Annotated in this window: 21 protein-coding genes; 14 read left to right on the plus strand and 7 right to left on the minus strand. The window is 62.1% G+C overall.

Features of this window, described 5'->3' with window-relative positions:
• The first annotated feature begins 23 nt into the window (after positions 1 to 23).
• The 4 genes from JNB89_RS24020 to JNB89_RS24035 are packed head-to-tail and all read left to right on the plus strand — an operon-like array spanning position 24 to position 3460.
• Positions 24 to 806 carry a hypothetical protein gene (locus JNB89_RS24020; protein WP_220363850.1) on the plus strand — a complete coding sequence of 261 codons (783 nt, stop codon included), beginning with the start codon at positions 24 to 26 and terminating at the stop codon, positions 804 to 806.
• Positions 803 to 2110, plus strand: a complete 1308-nt coding sequence (locus JNB89_RS24025) for an MFS transporter (RefSeq protein ID WP_220363851.1) — start codon at positions 803 to 805, stop codon at positions 2108 to 2110. The genes JNB89_RS24020 and JNB89_RS24025 overlap by 4 nt, the downstream gene beginning before the upstream one ends.
• 7 nt (positions 2111 to 2117) lie before the next feature.
• Positions 2118 to 2687, plus strand: a complete 570-nt coding sequence (locus JNB89_RS24030) for a hypothetical protein (protein WP_135892206.1) — start codon at positions 2118 to 2120, stop codon at positions 2685 to 2687.
• Positions 2684 to 3460: a DUF4105 domain-containing protein gene (locus tag JNB89_RS24035; RefSeq protein WP_220363852.1), complete on the plus strand. Its 777-nt coding sequence runs from the start codon at positions 2684 to 2686 to the stop codon at positions 3458 to 3460. Before JNB89_RS24030 ends, JNB89_RS24035 begins: the two co-directional genes overlap by 4 nt.
• Positions 3461 to 3648: 188 nt before the next feature.
• On the opposite strand, the gene JNB89_RS24040 is transcribed toward JNB89_RS24035, so the two are convergent.
• The 4 genes from JNB89_RS24040 to JNB89_RS24055 all read right to left on the minus strand — a co-directional run bounded on the left by JNB89_RS24040 (position 3649) and on the right by JNB89_RS24055 (position 9904).
• Complete coding sequence (locus tag JNB89_RS24040) at positions 3649 to 5433, minus strand: alpha/beta fold hydrolase (RefSeq protein WP_220363853.1); 1785 nt, start codon at positions 5431 to 5433, stop codon at positions 3649 to 3651.
• Between the two features lie 65 nt (positions 5434 to 5498).
• A complete protein-coding gene (locus tag JNB89_RS24045; protein WP_220363854.1) occupies positions 5499 to 7319 on the minus strand; it encodes a clostripain-related cysteine peptidase in 1821 nt (606 codons plus the stop codon).
• A 319-nt stretch (positions 7320 to 7638) separates the two neighbouring features.
• Positions 7639 to 9288: an FAD-dependent oxidoreductase gene (locus tag JNB89_RS24050; RefSeq protein WP_220363855.1), complete on the minus strand. Its 1650-nt coding sequence runs from the start codon at positions 9286 to 9288 to the stop codon at positions 7639 to 7641.
• Between the two features lie 142 nt (positions 9289 to 9430).
• Positions 9431 to 9904 (minus strand): DUF3331 domain-containing protein, encoded by a 474-nt coding sequence (locus JNB89_RS24055; RefSeq protein ID WP_218741324.1) that lies wholly within the window; start codon positions 9902 to 9904, stop codon positions 9431 to 9433.
• Positions 9905 to 10146: 242 nt separating this feature from the next.
• On the opposite strand from JNB89_RS24055, the gene JNB89_RS24060 reads away from it, so the two are divergent.
• From JNB89_RS24060 to JNB89_RS24070, 3 genes are all read left to right on the plus strand, one after another.
• Positions 10147 to 11118: a GlxA family transcriptional regulator gene (locus JNB89_RS24060; RefSeq protein ID WP_218741362.1), complete on the plus strand. Its 972-nt coding sequence runs from the start codon at positions 10147 to 10149 to the stop codon at positions 11116 to 11118.
• 159 nt (positions 11119 to 11277) lie between these two features.
• Positions 11278 to 12078 (plus strand): SDR family NAD(P)-dependent oxidoreductase, encoded by an 801-nt coding sequence (locus tag JNB89_RS24065; RefSeq protein ID WP_220363887.1) that lies wholly within the window; start codon positions 11278 to 11280, stop codon positions 12076 to 12078.
• Between the two features lie 43 nt (positions 12079 to 12121).
• Positions 12122 to 12883, plus strand: a complete 762-nt coding sequence (locus JNB89_RS24070; protein WP_220363856.1) for an SDR family oxidoreductase — start codon at positions 12122 to 12124, stop codon at positions 12881 to 12883.
• Between the two features lie 182 nt (positions 12884 to 13065).
• Here the strand turns inward: JNB89_RS24070 and JNB89_RS24075 are convergent, their stop codons facing one another.
• Together JNB89_RS24075 and JNB89_RS24080 are read right to left on the minus strand one after the other, a co-directional pair.
• On the minus strand, positions 13066 to 14568 hold the full coding sequence (locus JNB89_RS24075; RefSeq protein WP_220363857.1) for an MFS transporter: 1503 nt from the start codon (positions 14566 to 14568) through the stop codon (positions 13066 to 13068).
• 220 nt (positions 14569 to 14788) lie between these two features.
• Positions 14789 to 15808 (minus strand): sulfonate ABC transporter substrate-binding protein, encoded by a 1020-nt coding sequence (locus JNB89_RS24080; protein ID WP_220363858.1) that lies wholly within the window; start codon positions 15806 to 15808, stop codon positions 14789 to 14791.
• Between the two features lie 251 nt (positions 15809 to 16059).
• On the opposite strand from JNB89_RS24080, the gene JNB89_RS24085 reads away from it, so the two are divergent.
• Complete coding sequence (locus JNB89_RS24085) at positions 16060 to 17292, plus strand: alpha-hydroxy acid oxidase (RefSeq protein ID WP_220363859.1); 1233 nt, start codon at positions 16060 to 16062, stop codon at positions 17290 to 17292.
• Positions 17289 to 18017, plus strand: coding sequence for an IclR family transcriptional regulator (locus JNB89_RS24090; protein WP_220363860.1), 729 nt, complete (start codon positions 17289 to 17291; stop codon positions 18015 to 18017). Before JNB89_RS24085 ends, JNB89_RS24090 begins: the two co-directional genes overlap by 4 nt.
• A gap of 11 nt (positions 18018 to 18028) precedes the next feature.
• Here JNB89_RS24090 and JNB89_RS24095 read toward each other — a convergent pair whose 3' ends face one another.
• A complete protein-coding gene (locus JNB89_RS24095) occupies positions 18029 to 18751 on the minus strand; it encodes an IclR family transcriptional regulator (protein WP_013341036.1) in 723 nt (240 codons plus the stop codon).
• A 165-nt stretch (positions 18752 to 18916) separates the two neighbouring features.
• Between JNB89_RS24095 and JNB89_RS24100 the strand changes: the two genes are divergently transcribed.
• From JNB89_RS24100 to JNB89_RS24120, 5 genes are all read left to right on the plus strand, one after another.
• Positions 18917 to 19609 (plus strand): RraA family protein, encoded by a 693-nt coding sequence (locus tag JNB89_RS24100; RefSeq protein ID WP_013341035.1) that lies wholly within the window; start codon positions 18917 to 18919, stop codon positions 19607 to 19609.
• Positions 19609 to 20556, plus strand: a complete 948-nt coding sequence (locus JNB89_RS24105) for an NAD(P)-dependent oxidoreductase (protein ID WP_220363861.1) — start codon at positions 19609 to 19611, stop codon at positions 20554 to 20556. The genes JNB89_RS24100 and JNB89_RS24105 overlap by 1 nt, the downstream gene beginning before the upstream one ends.
• Positions 20557 to 20576: 20 nt before the next feature.
• The gene (locus tag JNB89_RS24110) at positions 20577 to 21503 is read left to right on the plus strand and encodes an SMP-30/gluconolactonase/LRE family protein (RefSeq protein WP_220363862.1); all 927 of its coding nucleotides are present in this window, start codon (positions 20577 to 20579) and stop codon (positions 21501 to 21503) included.
• A 99-nt stretch (positions 21504 to 21602) separates the two neighbouring features.
• Positions 21603 to 22964, plus strand: a complete 1362-nt coding sequence (locus JNB89_RS24115; RefSeq protein WP_223216847.1) for an MFS transporter — start codon at positions 21603 to 21605, stop codon at positions 22962 to 22964.
• Positions 22965 to 23007: 43 nt separating this feature from the next.
• Positions 23008 to 24159, plus strand: coding sequence for a porin (locus tag JNB89_RS24120; protein WP_220363864.1), 1152 nt, complete (start codon positions 23008 to 23010; stop codon positions 24157 to 24159).
• The last annotated feature ends 13 nt before the right edge of the window (positions 24160 to 24172 follow it).

Here is a 24172-nt window from a genome sequence, read left to right on the forward strand (position 1 = left end):
CCCCCTCCCAGGATTCGAACTCAATGAAGAAAGCAGTACTCGCGGACGCGGTCGGTGGTGTGGTCCTGACCGTATTTGTCACCGCCGTCCTGACCGGGCTGCATGCGCAGGTGGGCGGCAATCACGGCATTGTCAACTTTCTCGGCAGCGCGGAATTGCCCATCGTGGCATCTGTGTTGATGCTCGACTCGCTACGCGAAGCGATAGGTTCGATCTACGAAGGCGAGCATCGCCAGAACATTTTCGTCGCGGGGATCGTGCTCTTCGTGGTGGCGTTGCTGCTGGCGTCCAAAGGGGTGGACATCGAAGTGGCGCGTCATCGCGCGCTCGAAGACGCGGTGTTAGGAGCAACTGCCGTGACGCAGATGCCGGCGGCGCAGCAGTACGCGTGGTTGCACAGTGCCGAGCAGGCATTGCCATTGCCCGTATGGGTGGTTCCCGCCAACGTGCTGGTTTGGGTTGCGGCAATCGCCGTGTCTATCTGGAATCGCGCACTTGCAATCGGCGAGAAAGAGCGCTCCATCTCGCGCGAAAACGTCGAGGCCTTCGTGCGTCTGCTCGACGAAAGCCGTCGTGGAGACGCAGTCGTCACCGCGCTGCTCGAAGACGAGCGGCGTGCGCGCGCGGAACTGGAGCGTGACGATGGTGCGCCGGGTGCGGAGGAACGCGAAAGCGTACGGCGCCGCCGTGATGCGCAGCGCCGGCACCAACGGGCGCTCGACGCCCTGCAGCTCTGTCTGCGACGCGATCTGTCGCAGCGTGAAACCGAACATCACGTTCAGCCCGCCGTCTGCGAACCAAAATGATCCAGCTTCTTCTACTTCTACTAGGCCCACGCTTCGCAGTAAGGCATTTGCCGAAACTGCTGGCGTTCGGGGCGATATGGCTCGCGATAGGCGCCGTCGTCGTGGTGGACGCGCTCGATGGCGCACTGTGGTTTCCGCTGCAAACCTTCGGCGTGCTGTTACTCGCCGAGGGCATCGCTGCGCTCGCACTCGCACGCAGCGGAATTTCTTTGCAAACCGGCTTCCGTTATGTGAAGGGAGCGATCGGCGTATTGATTGGCGTGCTGGTAATCGCGCGTCACAGCTACAGCGATTTCCTGCTGGCGATGCTGTTTGGTGCAGGCTTCGCGCTGGAGGGATGTCTGCTGATCGCAGCAGCATGGATAGTGCGTTACCGCCATTGGCGCTCGACGATTGCAATCGGCGTGTTCAGCCTTGTGCTCGCCGTCATCTTCTTCCAGCCGTATCCCACACATTATCGCGGCACGGTCCCGTACTGCATCGGCATGTGGCTGGTTGTCAGCGGCGTGCGCATGATCTGGCTTTACCGGCGTTTGCGCAAGAGCGGCTATGGCAGGGATTGCGCGACTGCGCCGGCCTGTGCCGACACCGGCGCGGTGGAAGCAATCAAGGACTCGCCGATGATCGTGCATGTCTGGACGCCAGTCGGATCGTCAAAGAACGCGGCGGTTCGCCGGCCGGTGATTGATCGCTATATCGCGGCGGTCGACATCAACGGTGTCATTTCCACCGGGCATGCGGCGCTCGAAGCGGGCAATCTTTATCTGAGCCTTTATCCGGCAGTGGAAATCGACCGCTCGCCCGACGAATTCGCCCGGCTTCTGCGCGCCGATTCGTCGAACGACGTACGCGGCCGTTATTTGCCGAGCTACCCGGAAGAGGCCGCGGCGTGGTGCGATTCGACGATGAAGATTGCATTTCGCCGCTACGATGCCGCACGGCTCGTAGCATTCGCGACAGAATACAAGGCGACCGAGATCTACAACCTGACGAACCGCAACTGTTCCAGTACGGTCGCCGAAGCAATCGACGCAGCACTGGAAGGCAGCGAATACCGCAACGGCGGCTGGCGCGACGTGCTGGGTCTTATCGTGTTGCCGGAACTCTGGATTGCAGCGCAACTGCGTCATCGCGCGCAAACCATGGCATGGACGCCCGGCCTGGTACTCGACTACGCACGCGCGTTGCGCGTCGTTTCGCAGCCGCCGGCGATAGGCTGGATCGCACTCGCGGCGCTCGCGTGGCGGCAGTCGCGTCGGGCGCGCGTCACGCAGAACGCCAACGCCAACGCGGAACAGCGCTGAGCGGACCATGGAGAAGTTTACGCACGTCCGCATTGTGATGGGCATGATCGTTAGTCTGGGACTCACGCACATGCTCAAGGGCCTGTCATCGGCAATCCAGCATCCGGGTAAGACCCGGATCTATCCCGTGCACATGGCGTGGGTCGCGTCTATGGTGCTGTACATCCTGCACTTCTGGTGGTGGGAGTTTTCGTTGCGGGAGATTGCGCAATGGACTTTCGGCATCTATCTGTACCTGCTGTTTTACGCGTTCATCATCTATCTGCTGTGTTCGATGCTGTTTCCCGACTCGCTAAAGGAATACGACGGCTACGAGGACTACTTCATGTCCCGGCGCGCGTGGTTTTTCGGGCTTCTCTTCGCCGTTAGCCTCGTCGATGTCGGCGATTCGGTCATCAAAGGTGAAGTGCATCTCTCGCGCCTCGGCGATCTGTACTGGCTCAGGACCGCCATGGTGGCGATTTGCTGTCTGGTCGCCATTCGCACACGCAACCGCCTTTTCCACACGAGCTTCGTCGCACTGAATCTGGCCGCACAGGTGCTGCTCATCGTTCATTCCTACTGGAGCGACGCATGATGCGTCGCTGGCTGGCGCAGCCGCTTAATGTTCACCCCGCACCGCCGTGGGCGACGGAATACGAACGCACCGCTTCGGTTCAATGGCAAGAGGGCGTTGCGCGAATCTGCAATGTTCGCCATTTCGTCTATCGCACGCGCGACGATTTCATGCCCGCGTGGTATGACGCGAGCTATGACCTCGACGCACTGCGTTCAGTCGATCTTGTCATGTCGCGTTGGGCCGGCGAATCTGTTGCCCATGTCTTCGTGAGTTTTGGTTTTGCCGATGGCCGCTATCTGGCCGTGTCGATCGAAACGCGCCGGCGCAGCGATCAGCGCTATTCCGCGCTCGGTGGTTTCTGGCGCAACTATGGGCTGATTTACGTGGTGGCCGACGAACGCGATCTTCTCGGCGTGCGCACTGACGTGCGGCGCGAGCGCGTGTGCCTGTATCGCGTGCAGATGCCGGACGAGGCCAAGCGCGCGCTGTTTGCCGGCTATTTGCAGCGGGTGGAAGCGCTCAACCGGCGGCCAGAGTTCTACAACACGCTGTTCAATAACTGCACCACCAACATTCTCGGCCATGCGCGTGCCATTGCGCCGCATTTGCGCTACGACTGGCGCATTCTTTTAAGCGGCCACGCCGACGACTACGCGTACCGGATGGGACTGCTCGACAGCAGTACTCCGTTCGAGTGTCTGAAGGCGCGCAGCCTCATCCGCCGTCCTGCGGATGCGCAGATCGACGAAGCATATTCGCGAGTAATTCGCGAGCAATTGGTGAGCGATTGAGCGATCGGCATGAGCAGTCCGCATGAGCAATAGTGCGGCCTGAGCAAACGCCCAAAAGAAGCCGGCTCCGCTTTGCCGCGCGTCACGCATGGATGACGGGCGGCGCGGCACTCGCGGTCCACTGACCGACGTGTTGACGACATCGGCACGAACCAGGTTCGTGCCGACCATCCGCTCCCAAAGATCATTCAGAAAGCGGCAGGTTGCGCCTGGCCGACCGTGTCGTGGATGCGCTCGAGCAGTCGTTTCGCGGCGACGGGATCGGTGAAGAGCGGCGCGTCATCCATTGCGCTGTGTGCGACGGCGGCGGCCGCACTAGGCGTGGCCTGAGGCACACCCTGAATCGCGATGCCCGCGCAACTCGTGTTGCGGGCCGGCGTCGCGCCGCTCAGGAAATAGTTGGCGACGCTCGCATCGACGCACGACGTGCCATACGGAAACAGCCCGTGCGTGTATTCGCCTTGCACCTGAATCATGCTGGCATGCGGCATGTCGTTGAACGTCGCCAGCGCGCCGGGCAGCGGCGTGAGCACGTCGTACTCGCTCTGAAGCAGCAGAAGCGGCGACGCAGTGCGAGCCGCATTGGCGAGGGCGGGCTTTTGTACCGTCACCGGACCCCAGAACATGCAGGGATTATTGATGTCGCTGCTATCGTGGATCGGCGCAGCTTTGACGATTGCCACGGCGCGCGCGATCCAGTAAGCCGGGCTTGACGGCACCGGCGCATCCGAACAGCGCACGGTAAAGTTCACCCAAGGTAAATCGGACGCGTTGCCGACGACGTAATGGTTCGTGAGGTACGCCTGGTAAGTGTCGACGGTGCCGAGCGCAGCTTCCCGGGCTGCCCCGTCGATGGTCGTGTCCATCGGCGAGTACAGGTATTGGGTTAGCGCGGCGCGATACTGCTCGACGCTCGGATGGCTCGCCGCAACCTGGATCACGGCGGTTTCGGCAGCCATCAGCGGCACGACCAGCCCGATCTTCCCGCGATGCGGAGCGACCTGATACATCAAGCCGGCGAAGTAAGACTTGGCCCAGTCTGGCGTGGCGGTGACAAGGCCGCGGATTCCTTCGATCGTGTTTGGAATCGCTACCTGATCGGCCATCGTCAACGCGTACAGCGAGAGGATGTCGTCGTAGGCGGTTTGTTCCGCCACCGCCTGCGACTGCAGCGGCATCGGCACATCGTAGTCGACCACGCTGTCGAGCAGCATGCGTCCTGCTCTCTGCGGAAAGAGCGACGCGTACCACGCACCGAGCAGCGTGCCGTATGAGTAGCCTATGAAATTGAGCTTTGCTTCACCCAGCGCCGCGCGCAGCACGTCCATGTCGCGCGCCGTGGCGTCGGTGTTGACGAAGCGCGCAAACGGCACGTCGCGGCATGCGTCGGCCACAACCTTCATATTTGCGAGCGCATTGTTGATGTTCTCGTTGCTCATGTCCGCCGGCAGATAGTTCGTGTGAACGAGCGGCTTGCCAAGCGTGCATTCGAGGCGGGTGCTGAAGCCGACGCCGCGCGGCGAAAAGCCGACGAAGTCGTACTTTCTCGCCATGTCATAAACGGCACGATAGCCGCCGCTGGACGGATTGGCGAGACGCGCCACGCCGGCGATCTGCGCGCCGAGGCTGTAGCCGTCGCCGCCGGGTCCACCCGGATTGAAGACGATCGCACCGAGCCGTTGCGAAGGCGCGAGCGCGCTCACGCGCATCACGCCAATCCGAATGTCGCCTGCGGACGGATGATCGTAGTCCTCGGGCACGGCAAGCTCGCCACACGCGAGGTCGGCGCCGAGCGCCGCGACGTCGAGCGTATCCAGGCCGGCGGTTTGAGTGGCGCTGCATGGTTGCCAGGCGATGTGCTGGCTCTTGTACGAGGCGAGCGGGTCGTTCTCTTGCAGGTCGCCGCCGCAGCCGGACAGTGCGAGCGCGGCGAGCGCCGCTATCAGAAGGGCGATAGGAAATAGGCGTTTCATTGGATCGATTCAGGTTCGTTGCCGGGCGCGGTCCGGCGGCGGGCTGCGCCGGACCGGCCGAATGCTCAGGGACGCGCCACCAGTGACGACATTTGCGCCTGCTGCACGAGGTTGGTGACGAGCACGCCTTCTCTGTAGGTTCCTGCTGGAAGCGCGGTCATTGCGAGCGTCAACGCACCACCTGAGAATGCGGGCGAGGCGGCGCTCAGATCGCCGAATGACTGCGTCGTGATGTTGTAGCTCGCCGCGAGCGTGCGGATCTGTGCATCGGGCCCCGGCAGCGGTTCCAGACGCGGCGAGAAAGGGTTGACCGACGTATCTTCGGTCATGCCGAGCAAGGTCCAGGTGCCGGCCGCGTCGCGGCTTGCGACGAGATACTCGGCGGTACCGTCGACGTCGAGCGGAATGCCGTACAGCGTATCGCCGCTGTTGGTGATGCCGGTGCGCGCGAGTTCGCCGATGATCACCGGGTAGCCGTTCAGCGTGAGCCAGTTGCCCGACAGCGGGACGCGCTGCGTCATGCGCGGCAGCATGTCGTCGACCGTCTCCGGAATGATGACCGGCATCGTGCCCGCCACCGTGAGCGTGCCATCCGCGGCGACGGCGGAAACGAGCGTGGCGTCCACCGAGGCAACGGCGTCGTCCGCCGCGATCTGCGCCACGAGGTAACCGGGAACGGACGCGCTCGTGTCGATCGAGATCGCATGCGGCAGCGCGTTCACGGCCGCGACGTATGAACCGGTGAAAGCGATGTAGGCGGGATCGAAGTGTGTTTGCGCGTAAGCGGTCTGCAAATAACTGCTTAGCGACGACGCGGTCGGGAAGTAAACGCTCAGGCCGGCCGCGTCGGGAAACGCCTCGCCGTTCTTCACGTACACCACGGCTGCGCGCGCGGCGTTGGCCAGTGCTTTGGACGCATCCACGGCAATACCGGCGCGCGCGGTCAGATCGGCGAAGCCCGCAATGTCCACTTCGTCATGCTGGCGCGCGCCGTTCATGCCGAATGAGGGAGCAAGCCGCCGCGCCGCACCGAGCGCTGGCCAGGACTGCGGATCGCTCGCGATCGGCGCGATCGCGTTGGTGAACGAAGTGAGCGCGGTCCTCACCGCGCCGACCTTCGACAGATCGACCAGAGAAAGCGTGGCGGTCGGCGTATCCGAATGCCGCTCGACGTATGAATCGATGATGCCCTTGCCGTAGCTGACTGCGTCCGTTGCGAGCGTACGCACCACTTGCGTATAGTCCCAGCCCGAACCCGGCTCCAGTTCTTCGGAGGCGAGCAGGTAATCCGCATACGGTGAAATTGCATCGCTCGCCTCTACTGCGGCCATCAGGCAGGCGTCGAAGCCGATCAGATCGAAATGCACGCCGCTGCGCGCATTGGCGACCGCAAGCGCGGTTGTGAGCGTAGGAAGCGTGAAGTGGTCGTTGCTGAAATTTTCGTCGTAGCCGTAGCCGGACCAGCCGCTGCCGTGATTCCACAGAACCAGCCTGTAGTGCGCGGCCGGATAGGTGTCGTGAGCCCAGCCGATGAAATCCGACAGTGCGGTCGAATCCGCCATGTCGATCTCACCGAGATGTGCGACCGTTTCGAGCTTTCCGCTCTGGCCGATTACGTGACGCTGCACGTCTTTCCAGTCTTTCACGTGGCTGTCGTCGGCGCCCGCGGCGGACGCACCGCCAGTCTCGATCACGACATGGCTGCCGGCGGGAAGCTGCGCTTTGAGCATATCGGCGATATTGCCGCTTGCCTCGCCGCCCTCGGACTCGAGATCCGAGCCGACGATGTACACCATCAGCGTGGTGTTATTCGCAGCAGGTCCGGAGGACGAAGAGTGGATATCGCCGCCGCACGATGCCAGGGCCGCGCTGAGGGCAAGCGCCATCCCGGAGCGCCAGAGACAATGAAACCGCATCAAAAACCTTTCCGTTAGCTGGCAGATGCAGCGCATAGGCGCGTCCGCTCGATGTCGGGTCGAAACGGCGAGAGGCGGGCCGCATCGGAAGAGAGCAACACCTTGCTAACGGATCCATTACCAGGAACTTGAGTTTTTGAAGCCGGTTCTTACAAATTAAATCAGCGTGTGTGATCGCAAGTCCGGTACAACCTGGTTCCAGCTCGATAAAGAGCGCATACGGAATGATTCTGTCGCGCGTGGTCTTCGCATTTCCCGTGTGCCGCAGGCCAATCCACCACCACGGCGCTTATGCCTGAGCGACCGATCGCTCCAGATGACGATGAATCTGTGCAACGACGGCAGCGCCGTCTCCCACTGCAGCGGCAACCCGTTTTGTCGACGTGGAGCGGACGTCCCCCGCGCAGAACACGCCGCGCACGCTTGTTTCATGCTCCTGCAACCCAGGTCCGGCGGCTTCGCCCGTAAGCACGAAGCCGTTCTTGTCGACCGCGACGCCGCATCCGCCAAGCCACGATGTATTGGGAGATGCACCCGTAAACAGGAACACGTGTTCCGCAGATACAACCGACCGTTGCGTCCCGCTCAGCAGCTCTACTTCCTCGAGTGTCGTGGTGCCTCTAAGCGCGGTAATCTGAGTGCCGTACGTTACCTCGACATTGTCCAGCGCAGCGATACGATCGATAAGATATTGCGACATACTGGCCTTCAGGCTTTTTCCTCGTACCAGCATACGAACTCGTCGCGCGCGCGACGCGAGGTACACGGCGGCCTGTCCCGCGGAGTTTCCGCCGCCGACCAGCAATACGTCTTGTCCCGCGCAAAGCTTCGCCTCGACGGGCGAAGCCCAATAGTATGTTCCTCGTCCCTCGAAGCGTTCCAGGCCCTGAATGTCGGGTCTGCGATAAGCCGCGCCCGAAGCAATGACGATTGTTCTGGACCGGATGGTCACGGCGGAGGACAACCGCAGCGCGAACGGTGTGATGCCGCAATCAAGGTGTTCCGCCTGGGCGGGAATGGCTACGTCGGCTCCGAATTTCTGCGCCTGTACGTACGCGCGAGCGGTGAGCGCATGGCCGGAAATTCCCGTTGGGAATCCGAAGAAATTTTCAATGCGCGCGCTGGCACCCGCCTGTCCGCCCGGCGCACTATGATCGAGTACGCTGACTTTCAGCCCCTCGGACGCGGCATATACCGCTGCCGCCAAACCCGCTGGCCCCGCTCCGACAATTGCGACATCGTAAACATGCTCCGGATCGAAGTCGGGGAGCCAGCCCAAGGCGTTGGCAAGCTCGGCCTCATCGGGTGCTCGCAAGATGGTGCCGTCCGGATGCAGCACGAGCGGGTAGTCGGAGTCATCGCGAACCCACTTCGCTACGTAACGGGCTGTCTCGTCGTCTTCCGACGACGCGCCGATGACTGCGTGAGGAACATTGTTACGTCGCAGAAAACTTTGCAATGCGTGGAGGCGGGCGTTATGCGGTTGACTGACGATAACGATTCCATTGCCTCGCTCGATGAGCGCAACCCGCCTGAGAATAAGAGCCCGCATAATGCGCTCACCTAGCTCTGCTTCGGCGATCAGGAGCGCCCGGAGTCTGTCGGGAGGAATGTGAATTGCCGAAACGTCTCCCACAGCATCGCCGTCTACGATGCATCGACCGCCGGATAGCTGTCCAACCTCTGCCACGAAGTGTCCAGGACCGTTTTCACTAACAACAGCAAGACGCCCGAACGCGTCGCGGCTAGTCACGCGAATCATTCCGCGCAATACCACACACATCCCGAATCCGGGTGCGCCGACTTCGAAAATCCGTTGTGACGTCCACGAACGAACAATGCCGTATTGACGCAATCGTGCTATTTCGGCGTCGGTCAGTTGCGGGTACTTCTGTTCATGACGGTCGGTAGCCGGCGCTAACCATGTGAAGCTGGTCATTTGGGTTCCTGCGGTTGCGTGCGCGATGGGAAGTTCCATGCGCCTGATTGGGCTGCCTGGTACGTCGACATGCCTGGTACATCGACACAGCGCGCGGTCAGCCCAAACGAGCGGCACGACACGCACTGCAAGGCGGTATGCGTTATGCGGCGGCTCTTTCGAGCCGGGTAGAAGCGAACCTTGCAATCACGTCCGACGCGAGAATCATGCGACGCCAGTTCGCCGGGACGAACGTCATGCTGCGGCGAGGGCTGAACACATCGTCGCCTGGCCGGATGGGGCGACCGGAGAGAGCACAAAAACCGTCTTCGCGCGCCAGACCCAAACGCCAGATCTGTTCTGCGTAATGCCCCGTTTGCGAATCGCTCCAATAGATACTCAGCGTATTGGCGGACAGCACTTCTTGCACGACGATTCGGGCTGGCGGCGGGGTCCATTCGGCCCAGTGATCTGCGCGCTGAGCCGGAAGTCTTGCCCGGCGCATCTGCTTTTTAGCCGTGCGCTCTAATGGCAAAGTGGAAAGCAACGGTGCTGGGCGAAGCAACATTATCAAGGCCCGTTCGATGATCTCGTCGTCGTTCGGCGGTGACACGGTTGTAGACGATGGCATTTTCATAGGACGAAGACTGCGATGATTGACAACGCGTTGTGTTCTTTCTCGATCTATGGGACGAATCGACGAAAGGTCATGCCATGCTGGTTCGCAATGCTTGTCATCTGGACAGACACGGACTTGGCTCAAGCAATATCCGCTTCAATTATCGACGTAGCCCCACCGGTGCTTATCATCCATGCCGCACACAGTTTTTTACAACGACATTTATACTCATGTTTTCGGACACGACGGCTCGCGCATCAATGCATCGAATTGGCTACTTTTTGACAGACGACTTCCAGGTCATGGCCATTGGGACCCAGACAGTATTTGAAATCGCCAATATCGTTGCGCGTGAGCCTATTTATCATGTGACGAATTACTCGCTCCAGGGCGGAGAAATCCGCTCGTCGCTCGGCGTCTCGGTTATTACCAGGCCGGCCGATTCGAATGCGACGGCAGACACCTGGATGGTCAGCGGCGTAGCCAATCCAACCGGCCGCACCACGAATGCGGAAGCACTCCGATTCATCAGCGAGGCGGCTACGCGCTCACGGCGCACCGCGGGCCTCTGTACGGGCGCGTTCGTTCTCGCTGAAGCGGGGCTTCTAAATGGTAAACGCGCGACCACGCACTGGGCGTTCGCAGAGGCTTTGCAGGCTCGCTGGCCGCTCATTCAGGTCGAAGCCGACCGCATCTTTATTGTCGACGGCGCGATATGGACGTCAGCGGGTTTGACGGCGGCGATGGACCTGGCGCTTGGCCTCGTGGAAAAGGATCTCGGTGCGGACTTCGCGATCAGGGTGGCACGTGCGATGGTCATGCCTCACCGGCGCTCGGGCGGACAGTCGCAGCACTCTGAAATGCTGGCGCTCGCGCCGAAGTCGGATCGGATTCAGAAGGCGCTAGAACATGCACGCCTCAATTTGTCCAAACCCTTGCGCGTAGACGATCTGGCGAAGGCGGCGCATCTTAGCAGCCGTCAATTCACGCGCATTTTTCTTTCCGAAACCGGCATATCCCCCGCGAAGGCAATCGAGCGTCTGCGTCTGGAAGAGGCGAGAAATCTGATTGAACGGGGCCGTCATTCGCTTGAAACGATTGCCCGCGAAACAGGGTTTCGTGACAGACGTCATCTGCGGGAAGTGTTCACGCGAGCCTACCAGATGACTCCGCAGTCGTTGAGGAGAGAGTCGCGCAATGTCACTGGTGACGATCACCGGATCGACGAATAATGAAATGACGGCTTTCGTGCCGCTCGAAATTCGATGCGCCGCCAGTCGGCCATCCGTATCTGGAATGTCCTGAAACATGACCGTTAACGTCATTTGAGTTAGTGACCTTCGGCACCACAATTCACTCCGACACAATTGTCTTCAACACGGAGCGACATGATGGCGCAAGGACATGCAGGCACGGCAGTGATTACGGGCGCATCCTCCGGCATGGGTGCAATCTATGCCGAGCGCCTCGCGCGACGCGGTTATGAACTCATACTCGTTGCCCGCAACCGTGAGCGCCTCGCCGCGCTAGCGAGCCGTATCACGACGCAAACCCAACGCAGCGTTGAAATTCTCGATGCTGACCTCGGGACTCAAGCTGGCCTGTCAGTCGTCGAAGCAAAGCTGAAACAGGACGCGACGATCACGCTGCTGGTCAATAACGCGGGGGTCGGTACGCACACGCCTCTCGTGGACAGTGACGTCGATGCAATGTCGCGCATGGTCGATCTCAACGTGACGAGCGTGATGCGTCTTACCTACGCCGCCGTGCCCGGCTTTCTGTCGCGCGGCAAAGGCGCCGTCATCAATATTTCGTCGGTCGTCGCGATTGCGCCGGAAGCGCTCAATGGTGTCTACGGTGCAAGCAAGGCCTTTGTGCTCGCTTTCAGCCAGTCCCTTCAGCACGAGCTTGCCGGCAAAGGAATCCGGATCCAGGCCGTGTTGCCGGGCGCGACGGCTACCGATTTCTGGCAAACGGGAGGGCTGCCGCTCGAAAACCTGGACAAGTCGATCGTGATGTCCGCGGAAGACATGGTCGATGCGGCGCTGGTCGGGTTCGAGCGGGGCGAACTCGTGACGATTCCTTCGCTGCACGACGTCGCCAAATGGGAAGCATACGAAAACGCGAGGCGTGCAATGTCGCCTCTGTTGTCGACCAACGTTCCGGCACCGCGCTACACGACCATTCATTGAAATCGGCTGCAGGTACACATCTAATTCTAAGGAAGCGGTGATCATGAAACTCTCAGGCAACACGATATTTATTACGGGCGGCACATCTGGTATCGGACGTGCGCTGGCCGAAGCGTTCCATCAACGCGGCAACAAGGTGATCATCGCCGGGCGGCGCAAAGCGCTGCTCGACGAGGTTGCAAAGGCGAACCCGGGCATCGATGTGATTGAACTCGACATTGCGGACGGCGCGCAGATTCAACAGGTGGCGCGGGAATTGATCGGGCGCTATCCCACGCTGAACGTCCTGATCAACAACGCGGGCATCATGCCGTTCGACAACGCGGGCAGCGCGCTCGACGATGCGCGGGCGGTGCATCTGATCAATACAAACCTGCTCGGTCCGGTGCGTATGAGTGCGGCGCTTGTCGAACATCTGAAGCAGCAGCCGGAGTCGACCATCATCAACAACAGTTCCGTGCTCGCCTATGTACCGCTCGCTGCCACTGCGCTGTATTCCGCAACCAAGGCAGCCATTCATTCGTACACCATGTCGCAGCGATTCATGCTGCGCGACACCAGCGTGCGCGTGCTCGAAATCGCGCCGCCATGGGTCGACACGGATCTCGTCCACAGGAGCGGCGATCCGCGTGCAATGCCGCTCGACGCGTTCATCGCCGAGACCATGGACAAGCTCGCTACCGCGACGCACGAAGTGTTGGTTAGCGCTGCGAAGCCGCTGCGAGACAACGTTGGACCGGGCGAGTACGCGTTCTTCGACCAGTTCAACTTCTCGTTGAAAGACAACCCTATTCCAGTAGCCTGATGTACCGCAACTGCAACCGCGATCACGATAAAGCGGCGCCCGGCGCCGCTTTCTTTCCGCTGCCAGTCTGATTATTTCGCCGGCTTCGGTTCAGACATTTGCGCTAAAAAAACGGAAGGCAACGGCGCTGACAAGATCGCTTTACTCCACGACAGCCGCGGGCTACTCATCGCACGAGAGCGTCATGCACTTACGCGATGGCGGGCGTCCGCATCGGCTCGCGCATCGCGATAGTCTTCTGCGTCAATGTCATAGCCCGACGGCTCCCAACGGATTGCGAGCAGTACCAGCAGGGAACTCAGCGGTGCAATGGCGATGACCCAGAACACTTTCGTACCGAGCGCGGCTGCGAGCACGGGGAACAGGAACAGTGAAATGGTCGATGCGGTACGCACGAGCGTCTGGTTGAAGCCTACGCCGATGCCGCGCAACGACGTTGGATAACTGAGCGATGCATAGGTCATCGAATGAGAGCCGGGTCCGAAGCCCTGGCCGAACAGATAGCCGCCCAGCAGCAGAATGGCGACGATCACGAGCCCGCCGCCGCTCGGCTTGCCGATGAGCGCCAGTCCGATCAGCGAGACGAATTGCAGCGAATGCCCGAGTACCGTCATCTTCCACGCGCCGGCCGTGGGCGCGGTGCGCACGCCGATCAAGCCGCCAACGAAAGCGAACAACAGGTTCAGTGCTAGCGAGGCGACGATCGTCGTGAGCGGACCCTGCGCGAAGAAGCTCGTAATGATGACGGGCAAGCCGAAGATGATCGCGTTGTACCCGAACGACGACGCACTGCCGATCACGGCAGCAAGTATCGTGCGTTTGCGGTACGTGGCGTTGAACAGCACGCCATAGTTTCGCCATGAGGCGCGGCGCGGCTGCGCGACGGGCGCCGAGGTCCGCTCGACGGTGGCATCGACGCCATAAGAGCGCTTCAGGATGCGCGCCGCGCCTTCGAGGTCTCCCTGGTTGGCTGCCCAGACGGGCGATTCGCTGATATAGCGGCTACGCACGAGGATGATGGCGATGGCGGGCACCGCGCCGAACGCGAGCGTGAGCCGCCACAACCAGCCAAGCTGATGCTGGGGCAGGATCGCGTAAAGGCCGAGAATCAGCAGATAGCAGGTGCTGGTCGCCGCATACCATGCAGGGCACCACGCGGCCACACTCGCCGCCTTGTTGCCTTTGCCCGCTACGCGCGAGAACTCGGCAAGAAACGCCATCGCCACGGGCAGATCGAGTCCGACGCCGAAGCCCATCAGAAATCGGGCAGTGCCAAGCACCCACGCATTCGGCGCAAGCCCTGCAGCGATTGCGGCGATCACGAAGAACAGCATGTCCGCCATGAACACACGATACCGGCCGATCCGGTCGGTCAGATAGCCGCCGAACAGCGCGCCGAGGATTGCGCCGAAGGTGATCGCCGATGAAACGAAACCTACCTGTACGGGCGTCAAGGCAAACTGTTTGGCAATGTCCTTGATGCCGTACGCGAGTGAGGTCAGATCGTAGGCGTCGAGAAAGACGCCGCCAAGCGCGATCGCGATCACGATGCGGGCATTGCTGCCTTTCGCTGCACCCGCGTTGACGATGCGCGACACGTCTTGCGCCGAACGAATGACGGTGGGAGCCGGCGACTGTTGTGAGGAGTCGTCTACGATAGCGGACGCAATAGCGATAGTGGACATGGTGACGGTCGAACCGGAAGCCGAAGATCCATGCATGCTAGCGGCGGCATTCGCGTCTGTTAAACGACGAATACGTATATGCTAATTGCGGCGTTTCCCTTTCAATCGACAGAGGCTTCTCATGAACGGCGGACTGCGCCCGGCGAGCGCGCCCCAGGTCAACAGTCGTCGGGCACTTTAGCGACCCGGCAATCAGCCATAGGTCGGACGTGGTATGTACTCAACTCTTCCAGCGCGCATCCGCAAGGCTCAGTTTGCCAGGAATCAGCTTGAGCGCACTGAACGCATCGGCAATCTGCTGCTGATAAGCCAGGGTCGCCTCGGTGATCGGTTGAACGCCGTAGCCGGTGCGCTTGAGAGCGACTTCGAGTATCGACTGATCCAGTCCCACGAGCGGCGACAATAGCGCCGCCACTTGCGCGACGTTCTCGCGCGCCCAGGCGTCCACGTCGTTGACTTCGTCGAGGAGCGCGTGCAGCGCCTGCGGTTGCGCCGACGCGAACTTGCGGGCCGCGACGTAGTACTGAATGTTGCGCACGAGGCCGTCGCCGTTGGCAAGCGTGCGTGCGTTAGTCTGACGTTCAATCGCGGCGAGGTAGGGGTCCCAGATCACCCAGGCATCGACGCTGCCTTGCACGAAGGCGGCGCGTGCATCGGCAGGCGTCAGATAGACGGGATGGATGTCCGTATATGCCAACCCGGCCTGCTGCAGCGCTTTCACCAGCAGGAAATGAACATTCGAACCCTTGTTGAGCGCCACCTTCTTGCCACGCAGTTGTGCGACGGTGCGAATCGGCGAGTCCTGTGCGACGACGATTGCTTCGCCGCGCGGCGCCGGCGGTTCGTTGCCGATGTAGACGAAATCGACGCCACCCGCCTGCGCAAAGATCGGCGGCGTTTCGCCGACGCTGCCCACATCGACGGCGCCTGCGTTCAAGCCTTCGAGCAATTGCGGGCCAGCGGGAAATTCCAGCCATTGCACGCTGACGCCCTGGCTTGCGAGCCGCTTTTCGAGCGTGCCGCGCGCCTTGAGCACGACAAAGTTCCCGTATTTCTGAAAGCCGATCCTCAGCCGGTTGTTCGTGCCTTGTGCGCGAGCCGCGCTTGTCGCGAATGGCGCAAGCGGCGTGAGCAGCTCGCCAAGCGCAGCGCCCGCCACGCCGACGCCGACGCGCCGCAGCAGTTGACGCCGGTCGGGATCGGTAGGAGAAGGGGCGATTGATTCGTCGCGTTTGTTCATCGGCTTTGCGTGTCGGTAATGGAGAACAGACTGTTGACGTTAAGTCGCGGGGCGCATGAATTCAAACAACGTTTGCGCATATCGAAAGCAGGGAAACGGCTTTGATGGTGGCTACGAGTCATTGCGCCATTTTCATAATGGCGTTATGATTTTCGAAAGGCCACGGCGCGATTACATGACACGCCGTCGCGGTCCACGAATGCGCACAGGTGTCCTGCCTCTGACGGCATGCGAGCATCGGAGAGGGGGCAATGAAAGCGGAACAGATCAAGCATTCTCCGGCGCAGCCGGTTCCCAATGCGCTGCGGCGATACTTGTCGCTCGATGACTTCGAGATCGCCGCGCGGCGGCATCTTCCGCGTCCGATCTTCGGGTACATTTCGGGCGCTGCCGAGCGCAATGCATCGCTGGACGACAACCAGCGGGCCTACTCGGAGTATCGTTTCGTGACGCGTGTGCTTCGAGACGTGTCGCGCCGCACGCAGGCGACCACGCTGCTCGGCAAGACTTATCGCGCGCCTTTCGGCATCGCGCCGATGGGAATTTCCGCCTTGTCCGCTTATCGGGGCGATCTCGTGCAAGCACAGGCCGCTCGAGAAGCCGCAATCCCCATGATCATGAGCGGCTCGTCGCTCATTCCGCTCGAAACAGTGGCGAGAGAGGCACCAGACACGTGGTTCCAGGCCTATCTGCCCGGTGAACCCGAGAAGATTCGTGCGCTGATCGAACGCGTCGAACGCGCAGGCTACGACACACTCGTCGTGACGGTGGATACGGCCGTGCTGGCCAATCGCGAGAACAACATTCGAACGGGTTTTTCCACTCCGCTGAAGCCGAGCATCAGGCTCGCGTGGGATGGCGTCACGCGTCCTCGCTGGTTGGTGGGGACCGCGCTCAGAACACTGGTCAAGCACGGCATGCCGCATTTCGAGAACTCCTATGCGACCCGAGGCGCGCCGATATTTTCGGGCCGTGTGGTGCGGGATTTCGGCGCGAAGGATCATCTGAACTGGACGCACGTGCGTCAGATCCGGTCGCAGTGGAAGGGAAAGCTCGTCGTGAAGGGCATTATGGCGGTCGAGGATGCGCTCGCCGCGCGCGACCACGGCGTCGACGGAATCATTGTCTCGAACCACGGTGGGCGTCAGTTGGACGGTACGGCCGCTCCGCTTCGTGTGCTGCCGCGAATTGCCGATGCAGTCGGGCGCGACATGGCCGTGATGATTGACGGCGGCATCCGTCGGGGCACCGATGTATTGAAGGCGCTTGCGCTCGGCGCCGACTTCGTTTTCGTCGGTCGCCCGTTCAACTATGCCGCTTCGGTGGCCGGCAAGGCGGGGGTCGCGCACGCTATCGGCATCCTGCACGCGGAGGTGCAGCGCAATCTCGGCTTGCTGGGGCTCAACAGCATCGACGAATTGACTCCGGACGTGCTCATCAGGTTGCCCGAGGGCGCGGCTGCAAGCGGGAGCGCCAGTCAATGAAGCCGGCAGACAAGGAAGCAGAACCGGTCGACCGTTCCGTCGCCGCAGTGGACAGAACGCTCGCGCTGCTGGAGGCGTTTCTGGGCAAGCCGGGCGGACGTTCGCTGTCTGAGCTGGAAGAGCGAACCGGCCTCTTCAAGAGCGTGATCCTCAGGTACATGCTTTCATTCGAAGCGCGCGGCTTCGTCCACAAGGAGCCGGGCGGCGCATACCGGCTGGGCGTCAAGGCCGCGCAGCTCGGCCGCGCATTCGAAAGCAGCGTGGAACTCGTGTCGACGTTGCGGCCGTTCGTTGAACGGCTCAGCGAGCGAACCGGCAGCAGCGCCTCCGTCTACGTGCGCGACGACGATTGTCGCGTCTGTCTGCTGCGTGCGGAACCGGAGCGCGATGTGCGCGTCTCGATCCGCGCCGGCACACGCCGTCCGATGGACAAATCGGCGTCGAGTCTTGCGTTCAGGCGCTTCGAGCGCGAGACCGTGCAGGCATTCGAGGCAGCGGGCGTCGCGGGCGTCGCTTCGTCGGCGGGTGTCGGCGATCCGCTGCTTGCCTCGATGGCGGCGCCGCTTTTCGGCATCGACGATGCATTTGTCGGCGTGCTGACGCTCTCGGGCGTCATCGGCCACTTCAACGTCGACGATAAACGCGTGCGCTCGCTCCTGTTCGAGGAAGCGCTCGCCGCCAGCGCATTGCTCGGCGCTACGCTGACAGAGCACGGTGGCAATTGAGGCGGGCGCGTTCAGCGTCGCTCGCCCGCGCCGTACATGCGCTCGCAGAAAGCGGCGCTCGCGCCGAGCCGGCGCGAAAGGTCCGAGGCGGCCTGCAATTGCGGGGCAATCAGTTCACCCGTTTCGCGCGCCACACTGAGGCGCGAGGCGGGACCGGACAGCGTCAGCGCGGCCATGAACTCTTCGTCCGCGCCGAACACGGGCGTGGCGAATGCCGCGGTGTGCACATCGCGTGCGCCCGAGGTAAACAACGGAATCTGTGGCGGTTCAGAGAAGATCGGCTCGCGCAGTCCCCAGTAGCGAATGACTTGCCCGATCGCGGTGTCGTCGAGTGGAAGCGATGTTCCCGCAAGCCTGGTTTCGCGCAGCCCTTCCGATGGCTCCGCGCGGAACAGGCACAGGCGCTTGTTGCTATCCAGCACGTAATACGAGGCGCTTTCTTTCGTTGCGGCGGCGAGCGAGAACAGCACCGGCTCGACCACGGACGAAAGATGGAACGACTGCTCGTAAAGCTTGCCCAGGTAGAGCACGCGCGCGCCGAGTCCGTACATGCCGTCGTCCGAGCGCACGACGTAGCCCATTCGCTCCAGCGAATTCATCAGCCGGTACACGGTCGTCTTGTGCATGCCCGACGCGGTGGCGAGCGCCGCAAGTGACAGCTTTTCCTTGCCCAGCCTGAAGCAGTCGAGCAGGCCGAGCGCCCGTTCCACTGCCACTACACCGTCGTTGCCCATCTCGTCTCCTTCGTGTTCATTGCGGCTCCATTTTACACAGTAAAACGTCGATTCGCACAGTAAAAGGGTTAACTCTACTGGCACGCGGCAACCTGCCCGCGATAAAGTGGTTTCACTTCGTACACCACCGTTGTACACAGTAAAACTTTTCCAGAGGATTAGTCCATGAGCATCGACACGAATCAACCGATCATCCGCGACATCGAGCGCGTTTCGCCGCAACTCGTCGAAGCGGCCGCCAGGTTCCAGGCCGCCATCCTCGCCGACGTCGCGGGCAGGCGCGGCACCTTGCATGGCCGCGTAAAGCCGCTGTCGCCGAAGATGAAAGTCGCGGGTCCGGCTATTACGGTGGAGGTTCGTCAAGGCGACAACCTCGCGATCCACGCCGCATTGGCCGTCGCGAAGCCGGGTGACGTGATCGTCGTGGACGGCAAGGGCGACGTGAGCTGCGCATTGCTGGGCGAAATCATGGCGACGCAGGCGAAGGTGAGCGGCATCGCGGGCATCGTGATCGACGCGGCGGTGCGCGACGCGCATGAGCTTGCGAACGGCGACTATCCGGTCTTCTCCGCGGGCCTCAACCCGTGCGGCCCGACGAAGAGCGTCGCGGGTCTTGTCAATCATCCGATTTCCGCTGGCGGCGCGGCGGTCAATCCCGGCGACCTCATCGTCGGCGATGCAGACGGCGTGGTCGTGATTCCCCGCGCCGACGTCGCGCGCATCGTCGAACTCGCACAGAAGAAGCTCGATATGGAAACGGCGCGCATTGCTGCGATCCACAAGGGCGACGTGCGTCCGGGCTGGCTCGACAAGGAGCTGCGGGCGGCCGGCATGCTGGCGGAAGGCGAGGCGCTGTAATGGACACGAATGTTCGAAAGCCGGTCGTGCTCGTAACGGCCGCCGACCTCGCGCCGCAGGCGCTCGAGATGCTGGATGCGTTCGAAGTCGTGTTCGCGGGCAAGCAACCGACCGAGGACGACATCGTCGCGCTGTGCGAGCGGACGAAGCCCGTCGCGATCATCGTCCGTTACGGCAAGATCAACGCGCGCATCATGGATGCAGCGGAAAACCTGCAAGTTATTTCGAAGCATGGCAGCGGCATCGACGTGATCGATCAGGAAGCCGCCGCTGCACGCGGCATCGCAGTGCGCGCGGCAGTCGGCGCGAACGCCGCGGCGGTGGCCGAGCACGCATGGGCGCTCATTCTCGCGTGCGCGAAGTCGGTCCCGCAGCTCGACCTTCGGATGCGCGCCGGCCATTGGGACAAGTCGACGCACAAGTCCTTCGAACTCGACGGCGGCACGCTCGGCGTAGTCGGCCTCGGTTCGATCGGACGGCGCGTCGCGACCATCGGCGTCGCGTTCGGCATGAACGTGCTCGCGTTCGATCCGTTCGCCAAGGAAGCGCCGCACGGCGTGACGCTCGCGTCGATGGGGCAGATCTACGCTGCATCCGACGTGCTCTCGCTGAACTGTCCGCTGACGGACGAGAACCGCAACATGATCAATCGCGATACGTTGAGCCGCATGAAGCGGGGCGCGATTCTCGTGAATACGGCGCGCGGCGGGCTGATCGATGAAGCCGCGCTCGTCGAGGCGCTCGCGAGCGGTCAGTTGCGCTCGGCCGGCGTCGACAGCTTTGCGGTTGAGCCGATGACGCATCCGCATCCTTTCCAGTCCGTGCCGAACCTGATTCTTTCGCCGCACGTCGGCGGCGTCAGCGAAGCGGCTTACGTGAACATGGGCAAGGGGGCCGCGGCCAATGTGATCGCGGTCATCGAGGAAAGCGCCCACAAGCTGGCGTGACGTTCGCAGGAAAACTCAGCATGTTCTATCTCACATCGCCCGAAGTGCGCGAAGCGCAGGTCTTCACGCGAATGCCGGACAAATACCGCAAGCCCGACGCAAGGAGCGATTGGGCACGCGCCAATCGCGGCGGCATGACCACCGATTCGTTTCTCGAAGGCCCTGTTTGGGATCCGCGCGGCCACCTGTACGTGACCGACATTCCCTACGGCCGCATCTTTCGCATTTCGCCTTCGGGCGAGTGGGATCTCGTCGCGCAATACGACGGCGAGCCCAACGGAATGAAGCTGTTCGACGATGCGCACCTGCTCATCACGGACTATCGCAACGGCCTGATGCTGCTCGACATCGAGCGCGGTGAAGTGAAGCCCTATCTGGAGCGCCGCAATTCCGAGCGCTTTAAGGGCGTGAACGACCTGACCTTCGATTCGCACGGCAACCTGTATTTCACCGATCAGGGCCAGTCGGGCCTGCACGACCCGACGGGCCGCGTGTATCGGCTCGCGCCGGACGGCAAGCTCGACATGCTACTCGGCAATTGCCCGAGCCCAAACGGACTCGTGCTGTCGACGGACGAGAAGGTGCTGTACGTCGGCATGACGCGGGGCAACTGCGTGTGGCGCGTGCCTTTGCAGGCGGACGGCTCGGTCAGCAAGGTAGGGCAGTTCTTCACGTCGTACGGCCCGAGCGGTCCCGACGGTCTCACGATCGATGCCGAAGGCCGGCTGTTCATCGCGAATCCGGGTCTGGGCCGCGTGTGGGTACTGAATCGCCGCGCCGAGCCGGTCGAAATATTGACGGCGCAGGAGGGCGTCTCGCTGACCAATCTCTGCTTCGGCGGCGCGGACATGAAGACGCTTTTCATGACCGAGTCGACGAACGGCCTGGTGTTGAAGGCCGACATGACCGTTCCCGGACCGCTTCCCAAACAAGCGAAGAAGAACTAGGGCTTCCGTCGCCGGGCCATGCAGGCTCGCGCGACGGTAAGTCGAGACATTGCGCCTACGCAGCGCAGTGGAGGAGCAAGCATGAATCTCTCGCAGACCATGGACAAAACACACGCCGCGCGCTCGACGAACGCGACGGGCGGCAGCACACTCGCCAGCGAAGACTTCGACGCCAGCGAGCGCACGCTCGCGAAGGCGTTCCGGCGCATCCTGCCGTTCATTTTCCTGTGCTACGTCGTCAGCTATCTCGACAGAACGAATGTCGGCTTCGCTGCGCTGACGATGAACAAGGATCTCGGCCTCACCGGCGAACAGTTCGGCCTTGCCGCCGGACTCTTTTCGATCGGCTACTTCCTGTTCGAGATTCCGAGCAACCTGATCATGCAGAGGGTCGGCGCGCGCGTGTGGATCGCGCGCATCATGATCACCTGGGGCGTGTGCTCGATGCTGACGGCGTTCGTCGTCGGGCCGAAGAGCTTCGCCGCCGCGCGGTTTCTGCTCGGTATCGCCGAGGCCGGTTTCACGCCCGGCATCTATCTGTATTTCACGCACTGGTTTCCCGGCAAATGGCGCGCCAAGGTGACGGCCGCGTTCCTCGTCGGCATTCCGGTCGCGAACATGATCGGCTCGCCGATATCAGGCGCATTGCTTCAGTTGGGCGGCTTGCACGGCTTGAAAAGCTGGCAATGGCTGCTGCTGATCGAAGGCCTGCCCGCTGTGCTGCTCGGCATCGCATGTCTGTTCATCCTGGCCGACCGTCCCGACAAGGCCACCTGGCTCAGCGATGAGGAGAAGTCCACGCTCGCGCGCCGCCTCGCCGCCGAGCAAAGGGATATCGGCAGCAAGCACGGCAGTAAGCTGCGCGACGCCATGACGAACTGGCGCGTTTTCGTGCTCGCGTTCGTCAACTTTTGCGGGATCGTCGGCTCGGTGGGCGTCGGCTTGTGGATGCCGCAGATCATCAAGCAGTTCGGCGTCACGCATTCGGTCGTCGGATGGCTGGCGTCCATTCCCTATCTGATCGGCGCGTTCGCCATGCTGTGGTGGGCGCGCGTGGCAAACAAGTCGCAAAAGCGTGTTCCGTACGTTGCCGGCGCCTTGCTGGTCGCGGCAGCCGCTCTCGCGTGCAGCGCCTTGACCGACGTGCCGCTCCTGAAGCTCATTGCCCTGTGTTTCACCGTCAGCGGCATCCTCGCGTTCCAGGCAACGTACTGGGCGATTCCTTCCAGCTTTCTCACCGGCCGTGCTGCCGCTGGCGGACTCGCGCTGATCGTGTCCGTCGGCAATCTCGGCGGTTTTGCGGGGCCGTCGATGATCGGCGCGCTCAAGCAGATGTCCGGCGGCTTCACGCTGCCGCTGCTCGCGGTCTCGGCTGTACTGCTGATCGGCGCGCTGACGATCGCATGGCTCGGCGACCCCGGCGCCAATGCCGGCGAAGCGGGCGCCGCGACCACGAAGTGAAGTGACGCAGCAAACCAATCTATAACACCTGTCTGGAGACAAAATGTCCGTGAAGAAGGCCCACAAGAAAGCCAACCTTAAAACCAGCCTGGCGCTTGGGACGGTCGCAGTCGCAAGCATCTCGTTCGCCCCGGGCGCGGCGCGGGCGCAAAGCAGCGTGACGCTGTACGGCATCGCCGACGTCGGCATTGAATATCTCAACAACACTAGTGCCGGCGGTTCCCAGGTCAGAGAAGCTTCGGGCAATCTGTCCGGTTCCCGCTGGGGCTTGAAGGGTGTCGAGGACATGGGAGGCGGGTTGAAGGCGCTGTTCAACCTCGAGGCCGGCTTCAATATCAACGACGGCACGAGTTCGCAGTCGACCCGCGGTCTCGGCACGAACCCGACTACGACGTCGCGTCTCTTCGGTCGCCAGGCGTGGGTCGGTCTCAGTTACAAAGGGCAGCAGTTGACCTTCGGCCGCCAGAACGCACTGATCTACGAGCAGTCCGTGACGTTCGACCCAATGGGCGTGTCATCGAGGTATTCAGCGCTGTCGCTCGACTACGCGCTTGCCGCGCGTATCGACGATTCAGCGAAATACACCGGCAAGTTCGGTCCGGTAACGGCTCAGGCGATGTACAGCACGCGCTACGACACGGGCTACGGCGCCGAAGTGCCGGGCGCGCCTACCACCGGCCGGTTCTTCAGCGGCGCGCTCACGTATTCCAGCGGGCCGCTCGCGGCCACCGCCGTCTACGAACAGCGCAACAGCAACACGCTGACGACAGCCACCAGCACGGAACGCCGCGTGCTCGCCGCCGCGACGTACAACTTCGGCCCGGTGACGGCTTACGCAGGCTATCGCTATCTGCGCGCATCGAACGCGTTTCTGCCGGCGAATCCCATCAGGGTGGCGAACGGCTCCGACGCCAACGCCGCCAACCTGTATTGGCTCGGCATGCAATATCTGATCACGCGGTCATTCCAGCTTACCGCGGTCGGCTACTACCACGACGTTCACTCGACGGGCGCGGACCCGTGGCTTGCCGTGGTGAGCGCCGACTACTTCCTTTCGAAGCGGACCGACCTGTACGCGACCGTTGGTTACGCGCACAACAAGGACAACTCGGCACTCGGCGTGAACGGCTACGGCACGGTGGCGCCCGGTCGTAACCAGACCGGGGTGACCATCGGCATGCGCCAGAAGTTCTAACGAGGAGTCCGCC

The sequence above is a fragment of the Paraburkholderia phenoliruptrix genome, assembly GCF_019511605.1.
Taxonomy (GTDB): Bacteria; Pseudomonadota; Gammaproteobacteria; order Burkholderiales; family Burkholderiaceae; genus Paraburkholderia; species Paraburkholderia phenoliruptrix_A.

Excerpts from the sequence above, each read along its gene's own strand:
- JNB89_RS24080 (WP_220363858.1), bottom strand. The coding sequence starts at position 15,808 with ATGAACAAACGCGACGAATCAATCGCCCCTTCTCCTACCGATCCCGAC.
- JNB89_RS24050 (WP_220363855.1), bottom strand. The coding sequence starts at position 9,288 with ATGACCAGCTTCACATGGTTAGCGCCGGCTACCGACCGTCATGAACAG.
- JNB89_RS24020 (WP_220363850.1), top strand. The coding sequence starts at position 24 with ATGAAGAAAGCAGTACTCGCGGACGCGGTCGGTGGTGTGGTCCTGACC.
- JNB89_RS24065 (WP_220363887.1), top strand. The coding sequence starts at position 11,278 with ATGGCGCAAGGACATGCAGGCACGGCAGTGATTACGGGCGCATCCTCC.
- JNB89_RS24070 (WP_220363856.1), top strand. The coding sequence starts at position 12,122 with ATGAAACTCTCAGGCAACACGATATTTATTACGGGCGGCACATCTGGT.
- JNB89_RS24025 (WP_220363851.1), top strand. The coding sequence starts at position 803 with ATGATCCAGCTTCTTCTACTTCTACTAGGCCCACGCTTCGCAGTAAGG.
- JNB89_RS24095 (WP_013341036.1), bottom strand. The coding sequence starts at position 18,751 with ATGGGCAACGACGGTGTAGTGGCAGTGGAACGGGCGCTCGGCCTGCTC.
- JNB89_RS24110 (WP_220363862.1), top strand. The coding sequence starts at position 20,577 with ATGTTCTATCTCACATCGCCCGAAGTGCGCGAAGCGCAGGTCTTCACG.
- JNB89_RS24075 (WP_220363857.1), bottom strand. The coding sequence starts at position 14,568 with ATGTCCACTATCGCTATTGCGTCCGCTATCGTAGACGACTCCTCACAA.
- JNB89_RS24090 (WP_220363860.1), top strand. The coding sequence starts at position 17,289 with ATGAAGCCGGCAGACAAGGAAGCAGAACCGGTCGACCGTTCCGTCGCC.
- JNB89_RS24030 (WP_135892206.1), top strand. The coding sequence starts at position 2,118 with ATGGAGAAGTTTACGCACGTCCGCATTGTGATGGGCATGATCGTTAGT.
- JNB89_RS24060 (WP_218741362.1), top strand. The coding sequence starts at position 10,147 with ATGCATCGAATTGGCTACTTTTTGACAGACGACTTCCAGGTCATGGCC.
- JNB89_RS24035 (WP_220363852.1), top strand. The coding sequence starts at position 2,684 with ATGATGCGTCGCTGGCTGGCGCAGCCGCTTAATGTTCACCCCGCACCG.
- JNB89_RS24040 (WP_220363853.1), bottom strand. The coding sequence starts at position 5,433 with ATGAAACGCCTATTTCCTATCGCCCTTCTGATAGCGGCGCTCGCCGCG.
- JNB89_RS24045 (WP_220363854.1), bottom strand. The coding sequence starts at position 7,319 with ATGGCGCTTGCCCTCAGCGCGGCCCTGGCATCGTGCGGCGGCGATATC.
- JNB89_RS24100 (WP_013341035.1), top strand. The coding sequence starts at position 18,917 with ATGAGCATCGACACGAATCAACCGATCATCCGCGACATCGAGCGCGTT.
- JNB89_RS24105 (WP_220363861.1), top strand. The coding sequence starts at position 19,609 with ATGGACACGAATGTTCGAAAGCCGGTCGTGCTCGTAACGGCCGCCGAC.
- JNB89_RS24085 (WP_220363859.1), top strand. The coding sequence starts at position 16,060 with ATGAAAGCGGAACAGATCAAGCATTCTCCGGCGCAGCCGGTTCCCAAT.
- JNB89_RS24055 (WP_218741324.1), bottom strand. The coding sequence starts at position 9,904 with ATGAAAATGCCATCGTCTACAACCGTGTCACCGCCGAACGACGACGAG.
- JNB89_RS24120 (WP_220363864.1), top strand. The coding sequence starts at position 23,008 with ATGTCCGTGAAGAAGGCCCACAAGAAAGCCAACCTTAAAACCAGCCTG.
- JNB89_RS24115 (WP_223216847.1), top strand. The coding sequence starts at position 21,603 with ATGGACAAAACACACGCCGCGCGCTCGACGAACGCGACGGGCGGCAGC.